A 12,677-nucleotide genomic window follows, 5' to 3' on the forward strand; every position below is an offset into this window, starting at 1 on the left:
CCTAAAATATGTGATGTCGCTAACACGCTAGTCAGGCGCATTTGATCGTGGAAGTCTCTTTCTCATGGAGAGCTATCCCCCCTTCACCTCCACCCCTGTCAGCGGGACATATCAGACCGACAAAGGGCCGGGCAAACACCGGATTGGCCTGATCGTTTTGTCGAATGATTACGTGACCGAGCGTGACTTCATCAATATGCGCCCCAGCGATGACGTGGCGCTTTTTACCAGCAGGGTGCAGAACAGCCAGGATTGCACCTTGGAAACACTGCCACGAATGGCACCACATATTTCCGACGCAGCGGCGCTATTGGTGCCGGATGGACAGCTTGACGTAATCGCCTATGCCTGCACGTCGGGTACAGTAGTGATGGGATATGAAGAAGTCAGCGCTCGCATCTGTCGAAATCGAGCGGAGGTAAAAGTCGTCACGCCGATCACGGCAGCGATGGTAGCCTTCCGGCGACTGGATGCACAGAGGCTGTCGGTTTTGACACCCTACACTGAGGATGTGAACCACGCGATTGCCGATCATCTGGTCGAGAATGGCAAGGATGTTCGCGCGTTCACTTCCTTTCACATCGAAGATAACGAGGTCATGGCTGCCCTGCCGACTGAGGCGATCTTTCACGCGGCGCTCGAAGCTGACCAGCCCGATGCAGATGCGCTTTTCATCTCGTGCACGGCCATTCGCGCCGTCGATGTCATTCAGCAGATCGAAGATACCATTGGGAAACCCGTTGTCACCGCCAATCAGGCGATGATCTGGCAGTCGTTGCGCTGGTCTGGATACCAGGGCGAAATCGCTAATTACGGGAAATTGCTTCATCTCTCTCACCCGACCTAGACAAGGATTTTCAGAATGCGTTCCAAGGATGTTCTATCCCACCCGGCACGGGTTCTTACCCAGCAAGAGCGCGAGTTCTTCTTTGACCAAGGGTATATCGCCCGCAAAAACGTTATCGACGAGAAGTGGCTGGTCAGGCTGAACGCGGCCATTGATGCACAGGTCGACCGTTCGCGGATCCTGACACAATCGGACGGAACATTTGATCTTGAAGCCGGACACAGCGCCGATACACCCCGCCTGCGCCGCATCTCGTTTCTGGATGATCTTGACCCGGTCTTCTGGGAGTTCTGCACCCAGAGTAACCTCCCGGATATGGCGGCAGATCTTATGGGGCCCGACGTGCGCTTCCGCGAATGCATGATCAACATCAAATGGGCCGGTGGCGGGCAAGAGGTGAAGTGGCATCAGGACATACCCTTCTACCCTCTGACCAATCTTTCCGTTGCGCAGTTTCTGGTCTGCCTGAACGATGTCGGTCCGGAACAAGGCCCACTTCAAGTCGTTCCTGAAAGTCACAAGGGCCAAATCTATAACCACTACGATGACGAGGATAATTGGCTGGGCTATATACCCGACGACCGGCTTGGCGATGCAGGGCTTGAGCGTGCGGTTGATCTAACGGGACCAGCGGGTACGGTCACGGTTCACCATTGCGCAACATTGCACGCTTCGCGCGCCAATCTCAGCCCGCGGGGACGTCCGGTTCTGATCGTGGGATTCGCGGCATGCGACGCCCTGCCCTATACTGCACCCGCATATAAATCCTCGCATTATGGCCATGTCGTGCGTGGCAACGAAGCACGATTTTCGCATCATGATCCACTGGATATGCGGCTGCCTCCCGATTGGTCTGGCGGTTACACCTCTATCTTCGAACACCAACAGGATAAGGCGGCGCAGCGATAGCAGCCAAAGGTTTAACGCCTGCCCCTAAGTGGTGAGTTCTATTTAAGATTGCAGCAATAACGCCAACTCGCGGCGCACCTGGCAATGGCCAGACTCCAGTCGAATTTTTTCTATAGGTTTTTCTTTGGTTATCATAGATATTATACGATTGTAGCCTTGTAGTTTTCTGCCCTAGTGTCGTCCACCAGAGGCTGAATCGCAGCACCGGGCTATAACTGGGGGAAATACAAAAACAAAAAATCTGGGGGTGGCTGTCATCATAACGTTAATAACAAGCGCCAATCCCCCTTTGTCTGACTAAACGTCCAATGGAGGAAATATGAAAAGACTACTGTTATCAGGAGTAGCCGTCATCGCATTGCCGGTGGCCGCCTACGCCAATTGTCCGGCAATTACCGTTGCGGACATGCAAGGTGTCGCCGCAGGCGCCTACCCGCAGCAATACGACCTGTCTGAATTCCAGGGCGCCGCGGGCTGCACGATGGAATTTTCAACCAACCCGAATATCGACGCGCTGAATGGCAAGATCAAAGGCAATGGCGACCTGCCGGCACTGGCTGATCGCCTTCCGCAAGAGCCGCTGGTCGTGGTTCCCTACGACTCGATTGGTCAATACGGCGGCACGCTGGATGTGCTGTCGAACGCGACCGAGGCCGGGACATCGGACTTCCTTTCAGTACGCCACGTCAATCTGGTGCGCTACTCGGATGACCTTCAGACCATCGTGCCCAATATCGCCCAATCCTGGGAATGGAACGATGATTACACGCAACTGACATTCAAGCTGCGCAAAGGCCACAAGTGGTCGGATGGTGCGCCATTCACCTCTGCGGACGTGAAGTTCTGGCATGACAATCTGATGCTGGACACCAACATCTTTGAAAAACCGAAAGACTATGTGACCGTCGGTGGCGCGCCGATGACTGTCGATGCGCCCGACGAGGAAACTGTTGTCTTTAACCTGCCCGCGCCGAAGCCCGGCCTACTGGCGCATTTCGCGACCTCATATGCTCAGGGCTTCCAACCCAAGCATTTCCTGGGGCAATTCCATCCGGAATTTAACGCGGATGCAGACAGCTACGCCCAAAGCCTCGGCTTTGAAAACGGCTACGATGCGATCAAGGCGTATTACGGTAATTCGGACTGGACGGACACGCCCACTCCGATGCTGTCAAAACCGGAATTGGTGGACGGTCTGCCAAAGAACACCGTTCCCACGCTGGAAAGCCATATCTACATCAATGATACGACAGAGGGGCGCCAGCTGGTTGCCAATCCGTATTTCCACCAGGTTGATACTTCCGGTCAGCAGCTGCCTTACATCAGCGAACAGGACGAAGTTTACATCAACGACAAAGAGGTGCGGATCCTCAAGCTCGTGAACGGCGAGATTGACTATAAATCACAGTCCGTCCGCCTGGAATCGGCTCCGATCCTGCTTGAGAACCAGGAAGCTGGTGGATATTCGATCCAGCTGAAACCAACCGTCGCGATGCCGGCGTTTTCGTTCAACCTGACAGCCGAGGACGAAGCAAAACGCGCTGTCTTTGGTGATCTGCGCTTCCGCGAGGCGATGTCAGTTGCGATCAATCGCGACGAGTTGAACGAAGTGGCGTATTTCGGTCAGGGCACACCCAGCCAGATCGCACCGTTCCTGCCAACGCCTGATTTTGTTGATCCCAAGTGGAGCAGCTACAAGTCAGAATTCGACCCGGATGCTGCCAAGGCGGCACTGGAAGAGATTGGCATGAAAGACACCGATGGCGATGGCTTCCGCGAATTGCCGAATGGGGACAAGCTGGTTCTGACAATGAACTACTCGACCCAGGGCATTTCCGGACAGGTCGTGGAACTGGTCAGCCAGTACTGGGCTGATGTCGGCATCGAATCGACCGTAAAAGAGGTGACACCGGACGAATATCGCTCGGCGCAATCGTCGAACAAACTGGATGTCGGTCTCTGGCAATATGGTGCGCCTCTGGCGATCCACCTGGGCCTCAACACCTTCTTCCGGGCGCCTTTCGGAACGTATTTCGAACATCGCACCGGGATGCTTTGGGGTGAATGGCTGGATTCCGATGGTGCCAAGGGCGTTGAACCGCCGGAATACGTGAAGCAGCTTGCCGCTGACATCGACGCGTTCCAGTCGGCAACTCCGGGTTCCGACCAGGTTGGGGAACTGGGCAATGCGCTGGTTCAGGGCATCGTCGAGAACCTTGTGCTGATCGGCACCGTTCAAGCACCCGAGCCAGTTTATGCCAGCAACAAGCTGCAGAACTTTACCGAGTTCAAGACCTGGTCCTACGAATACTACCGGACGTACCCGTATCGGGCGTCGCAGTGGTGGCTGTCGGAATAACCGACAGCTCTTTCGTACCTCACTGCGGGCGGCCAATGTCGCCCGCGGTCCTCACGCAAAAGCGTTGAAGATCGCGCCAAAAAGCGATCAAAAACGCAGATACGGAACGGGAACATGTTACAATTCGGCCGCTTCGTGATGGTCAGGGCGATGATGGCGATGACGACGCTGATTATCGTATCGCTGGTTGTGTTCACGCTGATGGAACTTGTGCCAGGCGATTGCGCCGAACGCTATCTTGCCTTCAAGAACACCCAAGGCTCCGGCATTTCGCTGGAAGACATCGAAATCGAACGTCAGCGCCTTGGTCTGGACCGTCCCTTTCTGACACGTTGGGCCAGTTGGATCGTCAACGCCTTTCAGGGCGAATACGGTGACAGCTGTATTCTTAGGGTCAACATCGCCCAACTTCTTGGCGCGAAGTTCTGGCTCTCGCTCGGTGTTTGCCTTGCCTCTCTGGCCCTGGCCTACGCCATTGCCATTCCGGTCGGCATCATCTCGGCCGCCTCCAACAACCCCTTCCTCAACAACGGCCTGCGCCTCTTCAGCTATCTGGGCCTCGCGATGCCAAACTTCCTGTTGGCGCTGATGATCATGCTGGTCTCGACCATATGGTTCGGGGAAACGCTCACCGGTCTATTCAGCAAGGAATACCGCGATGCCCCGTGGGATTGGAACAAGTTTGTCGACCTCATGAAACACGCCTGGTTGCCAATCTTCATCCTGGGTTGGTCGGCCACTGCCTTTGCCCTGCAAACGGTGCGCGCGCTGATGTCTGATGAGATTGGCAAGCTTTATGTAACCGCCGCGGCTGCCCGCGGCGTCTATGGCCGCAAGCTGCTATGGCGCTACCCTGCACGGCACGCCCTGGGCCCCATCGTCAACTCACTGGGTTTTGACCTCAACCGGATCTTTAACGAATTGCCCATCGTGGCGTTGATCCTGACCCTGACAGAAGCCGGCGCATTGTTGATCGAAGCCCTGGCCAGATCCAATGACCAGCAGCTTGCGGGCGCGATCATCTTCCTGCTGACCGCATCCATCGTCACACTCAACTTCTTCACCGACATCCTGCTGGCCGTCATCGACCCGCGCGTCCGTAAAAGCATTCTGAGGTAACCGCCATGACCGATGTGACCACAGACAACACGCAGGATCAGAAGGCCAAAGAGGCTTATTTCACCGCCTCGCAGGGGCAGCTCATCTGGGCACGCTTCAAGAAACAGCGTGCCGCACTTATCGCCGCTGTCATTCTGGTGGCGCTGATCCTGTCGGGTATCTTCGCCCCGTTCCTGTCGCCCTATGACCCGACAATTGCGGGCCGCGACAAGGATTACACCAACGGCGCGCCGCAATTACCGCAATTCTGCGATTCCAATGGATGTTCCGCCCGTCCCTTCATCCACGCGGTCAAGCGCGAACGCTCCATGGCGACAAACTTTCGCTGGGTGACAACGATTGACGAAGACACGCGCCTTTACATGAATTTCTTTGTGGAGGGCGACGACTATCACCTCTTTGACCTGATCCACATGGATACCCACCTCTTCGGCGTCGAAGGTGGTAAAATCCACCTCTTTGGAACTGATGAGGACGGGCAGGATATCTTCTCCCGAACGCTCCATGCGATCTGGACCTCAATGAAAGTAGGGTCCATCGGGGTCTTCATCGCCTTTGTTCTCGCCCTCATCATCGGAGGGGTTTCCGGCTATTACGGCGGCTGGATCGACGGGGTCATACAGATGATCACCGATGCGGTCCGAACGGTCCCGGCAATTCCGCTCTTCATGGCGGTGGCGGCCTTCATGCCCCCCGAAATGACGGCGGAGGCCAGGTTTTTCTACATATCACTCATATTGGGCTTCATCGGCTGGCCCACCCTGGCGCGACGTGTCCGCACCCATCTGCTGACCGAACGCAATCAGGAATACGTGCTGGCCGCCCAGCTTTGCGGTGCCAAACCCGGCCACGTGATCCGCCGTCACCTGCTGCCCAGTTTCACCAGCTACATCATCGTCGATCTGGTGATTTCTTTCCCCTACATGGTGCTTAGTGAAACCGCGCTTTCATTCATCGGGCTGGGCCTGAAAGACCCGGTCAGCTCGCTTGGCGTGATGCTACAGAAAGCCACCAGTGCTGACGTTCTTCTGAACTACCAATGGTACTTCATCCCGGTGATTTTCTTCATCGCGCTGGTGATGGCCTTTGTGTTCGTAGGTGACGGGTTGCGTGACGCCGCCGACCCCTATTCGGAGGCCAAGAAATGAGCCTGCTGACCGTTGAAAACCTGACGCTCCAATTCGACACGGATGAGGGACGGATCACCGCCGTGGACGATGTTTCATTCTCGCTTGAACCCGGCGAGGTCATGGGGCTGGTGGGCGAAAGCGGCTCGGGCAAATCGGTGACCGCGAAAGCGCTGATGAAGCTCAATGCCGGCAACGCGCACTATGCGCCCGAAACCAACATCACGCTTAATCTGGATGACCAGTCAATCGACGTCATGTCACTGAAATCCCCGCGCGAGATGCAGCTTGTGCGCGGCGGGGCCATTTCGATGATCTTTCAGGAGCCGATGGCAAGCTTTGCCCCCGCGATGACAATCGGCAAGCAGATGGTTGAACAATTGCTGATCCATTCGGACATGTCCAAGGCGCAGGCCAAGGAACTGTCGATTGAAATGCTGGACCGGGTCGGCATTTCTGACGCCTCTACCCGCTTTGGGCAATATGCCTTTGAAATGTCGGGCGGGATGCGGCAGCGGGCCATGATTGCAATGGCGCTGAGCACCAAACCCAAGCTGCTGATCGCGGACGAACCCACGACGGCGCTTGACGTGACCATCCAGGCGCAGGTGATCGACCTGATGAAGGATCTGGTGGATGAATTTCACATGGGCATCATCTTCATCACCCACGATCTAGGCGTGGTCGCCCAGACCGCCGACAAGGTGGCGGTAATGTATCTGGGACGGATGATCGAACAAGGCCCAGTGCGCGACGTGATCCGCCGCCCGCAACACCCCTATACGCAGGGACTTCTGGACGCACTGCCGAAACTCGATGATCTCGAAGCACCTCTGACGCCAGTCGCGGGTGATATCCCGTCGCCGCTTGAGCGCCCCTCGGGCTGCGTGTTTCATACGCGCTGCCCCAAAATCATCGGCGACATCTGCAAGCGTGACGTACCGCAGTGGGCCGATACCGGTGAAAACCACCGCACCGCCTGCCATCTTTGTACCGTCAGAGGAGAAGCGGCATGAGCGAAGACCCCCTCATCAAAACCCGCAACCTGTCGGTCGAATTCAAGATCGGTGGCGGCCTCTTTACCAAGCAGATTCTCAAGGCGGTCGATGGCATCTCAATCGACATTCCGCGCGGATCGTTCTTTGGCGTGGTCGGGGAAAGCGGCTCGGGCAAGACGACCCTTGGACGCGCCCTCTTGAAGGCCGTTCCGATCGCCAGGGGCGAGGCCAATTACGACGATGGCGAGGTCCAGTATGACCTGACCACCCTCGCCGGGCCCGAGTTGAAGGATTATCGCAAACGCGCGCAGCTGATTTTTCAGGATCCTTACGCCGCGCTGTCCCCGCGCATGACCGTACGCGACATCATTGCCGAGCCGCTCGAAGTGATGGGGATCACCAGGACACGCGATGAAACCGATGCCCGCGTCCGCGAAATCGCTGAAAAATGCCGCCTGAACCTCGAACACCTGCGCCGCTTTCCCCACGCCTTTTCCGGCGGGCAGCGGCAACGGATTTCGATTGCCCGCGCATTGGTTTCCGGCCCGCAGTTCATTGTGGCGGATGAAAGCGTCGCCGCCCTTGATGTGTCGATCCAGGCCGACGTGCTGAACCTGTTGAAATCCATCCAGCGCGAGATGGGCCTGACCTTCATGTTCATCAGCCACGACCTCAGCGTCGTGGCCCATACCTGTGATCATGTCGCGGTGATGTATCTGGGTCGTATCGTCGAAAGCGCGCCGACACGACAGCTATTCGACAATGCGCGCCACCCCTATACCAAGGCGCTCTTCTCGGCGATCCCCTCGCTTGATCCCGATGATCGCGGTACGGCGCAGAAACTCGAAGGGGAAATCCCCTCGCCCACCAACCAGCCGCCGGGCTGCAAGTTCCACACCCGCTGCCCGTTCGCGACAGATATCTGCAAACGCGAAGAACCCTCGCTAGATACTTGCGAAGAAGGCCACGCCGTATCCTGCCACCACTGGCAGGAGCTGAGTGAAAAGGCCATCGCCTGACAGCAATTCCATCTCGAAGATAAGGATTACCGGATATGGCGCGATCTCAAAACGTGCTGTTCATCCTGATCGACCAGCTGCGTGCCGATCTACTGCACGGCGTGCTGGCCGATCATGTCGACCTGCCAAATCTGCGCGCCCTGATGGCCGAGGCGGTGACGTTTCGGCGCCACTATTCTGTGGTCAATCCCTGCGGGCCATCCCGTGCCTCGATCCTGACGGGTCAATACGCCAAGAACCATCGCTCTGTGCGCAACGGCACGCCCCTGCGGCATGACACGCCGAACCTTGCCATCGAGGCGCGCAAGGCCGGCTATCAGCCGCTGCTCTTCGGCTATACCGACACCACGCTTGATCCACGCATGCATCACCCGTCAGACCCGGCGATGCACAGCTACGAACAACCCATGCCGGGCTTTGACGAGATCGTGGAAATGCGCTCGGGCGACTCCTATCCGTGGCGGGCTTACCTGGCAGGCAAGGGCTATGACCTGCCGGATTACGATAGGTTCTATGTACCTAACGCAGCACAGGATCAGCCGCGGACGCTCACCGATCCAGCTTTCTACAAGGCCGAGGATAGCGACACCGCCTTCCTGACAGATCGCTGTCTGGACCATCTGCGCGTCCAGCAGGGCCAGAGCTGGTTTACCCATCTGACCTATATCCGCCCGCACCCACCGCTTGTTGCGCCCACGCCCTACAACCGGATGTACGACCCTGCCAACCTGCCCCTGCCGCGCCAATCCGGCGATGCGCCTCACCCCTTCCACGAGATTTCCAAACAGCGTGTCACCCCACGGGATTTCGTGCAGGGTTTCGATGACCTTGAAGCGACAGAAGAAACCATCCAATCCCTGCGCGCGATCTATCTGGGCCTGGCAAGCGAGGTCGATCATCATATCGGCCGCGTGATCCGCTACCTGAAAGAGACCGGACAATATGACGACACCTTGCTGATCGTCGGCGCAGATCACGGCGAGATGCTGGGGGATCACAATTCCTGGGGCAAGATGACCTTCTACGACGCGGCCTACCACGTGCCGCTGATCATTCGCGACCCCCGCAATACCGCCCAGCACGGCAATTCCGTCAGCGCTTTCACCGAGTCGGTCGATGTCATGCCAACGCTGCTGGATTGGATCGGGGAGCCCACGCCAACATCGGTCAATGGCCACTCGCTGATGCCTTTCCTGCAAGGTGAAAACCCAAAGGGCTGGCGCGGCGAAAGCTATTCCGACTTGGATTTCGGCGATCCGCTCACCCTAACGATCTGGCAGAACGAACTGGGGCTCAGCGAGGCCGAGGCGAGCATGTCCATCCTCAGAACCGACCGCCTGACACTGGTGCATTTCGCGGGTAATCTGCCGCCGGTGCTGTTTGATCATCAGGCGGAAGGAGAGCTGCGTAACGTCGCCGCTGATCCCAAGTATGCAAGCGACCTACTGGCGATGACGCAAAAGCTGCTCAGCCACCGCATGCGGCATCCCGACACGACGCTGTCAAAGACAATGATCACCGATGCCGGCCCGGTGACCGGTCGCTGAAACTGCCCTCTTCTTTGCCGCGCATAAAACCGTATAGTAACGCCAGGCAGTAAGGCAGAAGCGACGGGACATGGCCGGGCAGGCAGGAATTTCACACCCCTACAACATCGTGGTTGTTGGTCAGGGCGGCAGATTGCAATACGAGGCGATCATCTTCGCCGCTTCCCTGCGTGCCATGAGCCCCGATTTCGCGGGTCGCCTGATCGTGGCCGAACCGCAGCCCGGTCCGCGATGGGACAACGATCCGCGGCTCCGGGGCGACGACACGCACGAATTGATGGAGCGTCTGGGGATCGAAGTTATTCCTTTTGAAAACAGGTATTTCGGCCAATCCTACCCCTATGGCAATAAAATCGAGGCGCTGTTTGCCCTGCCCAAGGGTGAACCGTTCGTCTTCTTCGACACCGATACGCTGGTGACGGGGGATATCGCCAGCGTTCCGTTTGATTTCGACCGTCCCACCGCCTCGCTCAGACGCGAAGGCACCTGGCCCAAGCTCGAACTCTACGGCCCCGGCTACACCCAAATCTGGAAATCGCTTTATGATCTGGTCGGGCTGGATTTCGAAAGCTCACTGGATGATCGCTGGCCTGACGAGTACTGGCAACGCTACCTCTATTTCAACGCCGGGTTCTTCTTCTACAAATGCCCGCACGAATTCGGCCAGCGGTTCCTCGATTACGCGCTGGCGATCCGCGACACCCCGCCGCCCGAGCTGGTCGTGCAGGAATTGAACCCCTGGCTGGATCAGGTTGCCTTGCCGCTGGTCATCCATGCCCTGGGCGGCGGGCGCGATACCCTGCCCGACGGTCTGCTGGACGGCGACATCACTTGCCATTACCGCATCCTGCCGCTGCTATATGCTCGCGAAAACGACCATGTGGTCGAGGTGCTTGAAGCGGTCACCGCCCCCAACTGGATCAAGAAAGTGCTGAAGAAATACGATCCGATCAAGCGGATGATCTACCAGGAACGCGGCCACAAGGTGCGCGCACTTTTCGACCGCGAAAACTTGCCCCGCAAGGAACAGGCCATTCGCAATACGATCAAGCGTAACGGTTTCTGGATGCGCTGATGGCCATCTTACCGACCTGCCGCCATTAACAAAATCTCGCCGTATTGTTGTCCAGACCGTCTGGTATGGCTCAAAACCACGCCATTCGCGTATTTTAAGTTCAGAGACACGTTGAACATCAAAGAGGTTGAAATGAATAAACTGCTCGCCGCGCCTATACTTGCCCTGCTTCTGACCGCCTGCGGTCAACCAATACCAGTGACCGACCCGGAAACGGGCGAGAAGAAATACGTGACTTTCGGCGACTAAGCGTCGACAAAACAGCGGTTGTCCTGATTTCCGCTTTACCCTAACCCTGTAGCGAAAGTTTTACAGGGAGATATTCCAATGTCCGATCGCGTTCACGAATTTGGCTTCGACACGCTGCAAATCCACGCGGGCGCCCGGCCCGACCCGGCAACCGGCGCGCGCCAGACCCCGATCTACCAGACAACAGCCTATGTGTTTCGCGATGCCGAACATGCCGCGGCTTTGTTCAACCTTCAGGAAGTCGGCTATATCTATTCGCGCTTGACCAACCCCACGGTCGCCGTATTGCAGGAACGCGTTGCCACGCTCGAAGGCGGTGTCGGCGCGGTCTGCTGCTCATCCGGCCACGCGGCGCAGATCATGGCACTTTTCCCGATCATGGCACCGGGGCGCAACGTCGTGGTCTCGACCCGTCTCTACGGTGGCTCGGTCACCCAGTTCAGTCAGACCATCAAGCGCTTCGGGTGGGAGGCGAAATTCGTCGATATCGACGACGCGGATGAAATCCGAGGCGCGATTGATGAAAATACCCGTGCGGTCTTCTGCGAATCCATCGCCAACCCGGGCGGCCATATCGCCGATATCAAGGCAGTGGCCAAAATCGCCGACGATGCGGGCATCCCGCTTATCGTCGATAACACCTCGGCCACGCCCTATCTCTGCCGTCCGATCGAACACGGCGCCACGCTCGTCGTGCATTCTTTGACTAAATACCTCACGGGCAATGGCACCGTCACAGGTGGCGTCGTGGTGGATTCTGGCAAATTCGACTGGTCCGCCAGCGATAAATTCCCTTCGCTCAGCGAACCGGAACCCGCCTATCACGGGCTGAAATTCCACGAAACCTTCGGCCCGCTGGCCTTTACCTTCCACGGCATCGCCATCGGTCTGCGCGATCTGGGCATGACCCTGAACCCGCAGGCGGCGCATTACACGCTGATGGGCATCGAAACCCTCAGCTTGCGCATGCAGCGCCACTGCGAAAACGCGCAGGCGGTGGCCGAATGGCTGGAAAAGGATGACCGGATCGAAGCGGTCACATACGCGGGTCTCAAATCCTCGCCCTATAACAAACGCGTCAAGACCGTTTGTCCCAAGGGCGCGGGCGGGCTTTTCACCGTCGCGTTGAAAAGCGGCTATGACGGCTGCGTCAAACTGGTCGATAACCTCGAACTTTTCAGCCATGTGGCCAATCTGGGCGACACAAGATCGCTGATCATCCACTCGGCCAGCACCACCCACCGCCAACTCACACCCGAACAACAAAAAGCGGCCGGGGCCAGCCCGAATGTCGTGCGGATTTCAATCGGGATCGAAGATCTCGACGATATCATTGCCGATCTGGATCAGGCCCTGACCAAGGCCGCGTCATAACCTTACCGGCCCATGATCCGCCCCGTCGCCCCATCTTTCCCCGGGGCGGCGGGG

At 57.6% G+C, this 12,677-nt stretch carries 10 protein-coding genes; all 10 read left to right on the plus strand.

The annotated features are described in order from the left end of the window. Positions 1 to 64: 64 nt before the first annotated feature. The 10 genes from Q1B27_RS13915 to Q1B27_RS13960 all read left to right on the plus strand — a co-directional run bounded on the left by Q1B27_RS13915 (position 65) and on the right by Q1B27_RS13960 (position 12,623). Positions 65 to 847 (plus strand): hypothetical protein, encoded by a 783-nt coding sequence (locus Q1B27_RS13915; RefSeq protein WP_299848394.1) that lies wholly within the window; start codon positions 65 to 67, stop codon positions 845 to 847. Between the two features lie 15 nt (positions 848 to 862). Beyond that, a complete protein-coding gene (locus tag Q1B27_RS13920) occupies positions 863 to 1,756 on the plus strand; it encodes a phytanoyl-CoA dioxygenase family protein (RefSeq protein ID WP_299848395.1) in 894 nt (297 codons plus the stop codon). A gap of 319 nt (positions 1,757 to 2,075) precedes the next feature. Continuing rightward, the gene (locus Q1B27_RS13925; RefSeq protein ID WP_299848396.1) at positions 2,076 to 4,115 is read left to right on the plus strand and encodes an ABC transporter substrate-binding protein; all 2,040 of its coding nucleotides are present in this window, start codon (positions 2,076 to 2,078) and stop codon (positions 4,113 to 4,115) included. A gap of 114 nt (positions 4,116 to 4,229) precedes the next feature. Then, on the plus strand, positions 4,230 to 5,234 hold the full coding sequence (locus Q1B27_RS13930; RefSeq protein WP_299848397.1) for an ABC transporter permease: 1,005 nt from the start codon (positions 4,230 to 4,232) through the stop codon (positions 5,232 to 5,234). Positions 5,235 to 5,239: 5 nt separating this feature from the next. After that, complete coding sequence (locus tag Q1B27_RS13935) at positions 5,240 to 6,382, plus strand: ABC transporter permease (protein WP_299848398.1); 1,143 nt, start codon at positions 5,240 to 5,242, stop codon at positions 6,380 to 6,382. Further along, a complete protein-coding gene (locus Q1B27_RS13940; RefSeq protein ID WP_299848399.1) occupies positions 6,379 to 7,377 on the plus strand; it encodes an ABC transporter ATP-binding protein in 999 nt (332 codons plus the stop codon). Before Q1B27_RS13935 ends, Q1B27_RS13940 begins: the two co-directional genes overlap by 4 nt. Beyond that, a complete protein-coding gene (locus Q1B27_RS13945; protein WP_299848400.1) occupies positions 7,374 to 8,378 on the plus strand; it encodes an ABC transporter ATP-binding protein in 1,005 nt (334 codons plus the stop codon). Before Q1B27_RS13940 ends, Q1B27_RS13945 begins: the two co-directional genes overlap by 4 nt. 35 nt (positions 8,379 to 8,413) lie before the next feature. Beyond that, positions 8,414 to 9,925, plus strand: a complete 1,512-nt coding sequence (locus Q1B27_RS13950) for an alkaline phosphatase family protein (RefSeq protein WP_299848401.1) — start codon at positions 8,414 to 8,416, stop codon at positions 9,923 to 9,925. A 70-nt stretch (positions 9,926 to 9,995) separates the two neighbouring features. Continuing rightward, positions 9,996 to 11,000, plus strand: a complete 1,005-nt coding sequence (locus Q1B27_RS13955) for a hypothetical protein (RefSeq protein ID WP_299848402.1) — start codon at positions 9,996 to 9,998, stop codon at positions 10,998 to 11,000. Between the two features lie 327 nt (positions 11,001 to 11,327). Next, positions 11,328 to 12,623, plus strand: coding sequence for an O-acetylhomoserine aminocarboxypropyltransferase/cysteine synthase family protein (locus tag Q1B27_RS13960; protein ID WP_299848403.1), 1,296 nt, complete (start codon positions 11,328 to 11,330; stop codon positions 12,621 to 12,623). Positions 12,624 to 12,677: the final 54 nt, after the last annotated feature.

Source organism: uncultured Roseovarius sp. (genome assembly GCF_947489715.1).
Classification (GTDB): domain Bacteria; phylum Pseudomonadota; class Alphaproteobacteria; order Rhodobacterales; family Rhodobacteraceae; genus Roseovarius.

Coding starts and splice junctions, on each gene's coding strand:
- Q1B27_RS13945 (WP_299848400.1), top strand. CDS start 7,374: ATGAGCGAAGACCCCCTCATCAAAACCCGCAACCTGTCGGTCGAATTC.
- Q1B27_RS13925 (WP_299848396.1), top strand. CDS start 2,076: ATGAAAAGACTACTGTTATCAGGAGTAGCCGTCATCGCATTGCCGGTG.
- Q1B27_RS13935 (WP_299848398.1), top strand. CDS start 5,240: ATGACCGATGTGACCACAGACAACACGCAGGATCAGAAGGCCAAAGAG.
- Q1B27_RS13960 (WP_299848403.1), top strand. CDS start 11,328: ATGTCCGATCGCGTTCACGAATTTGGCTTCGACACGCTGCAAATCCAC.
- Q1B27_RS13940 (WP_299848399.1), top strand. CDS start 6,379: ATGAGCCTGCTGACCGTTGAAAACCTGACGCTCCAATTCGACACGGAT.
- Q1B27_RS13930 (WP_299848397.1), top strand. CDS start 4,230: ATGTTACAATTCGGCCGCTTCGTGATGGTCAGGGCGATGATGGCGATG.
- Q1B27_RS13915 (WP_299848394.1), top strand. CDS start 65: ATGGAGAGCTATCCCCCCTTCACCTCCACCCCTGTCAGCGGGACATAT.
- Q1B27_RS13920 (WP_299848395.1), top strand. CDS start 863: ATGCGTTCCAAGGATGTTCTATCCCACCCGGCACGGGTTCTTACCCAG.
- Q1B27_RS13950 (WP_299848401.1), top strand. CDS start 8,414: ATGGCGCGATCTCAAAACGTGCTGTTCATCCTGATCGACCAGCTGCGT.
- Q1B27_RS13955 (WP_299848402.1), top strand. CDS start 9,996: ATGGCCGGGCAGGCAGGAATTTCACACCCCTACAACATCGTGGTTGTT.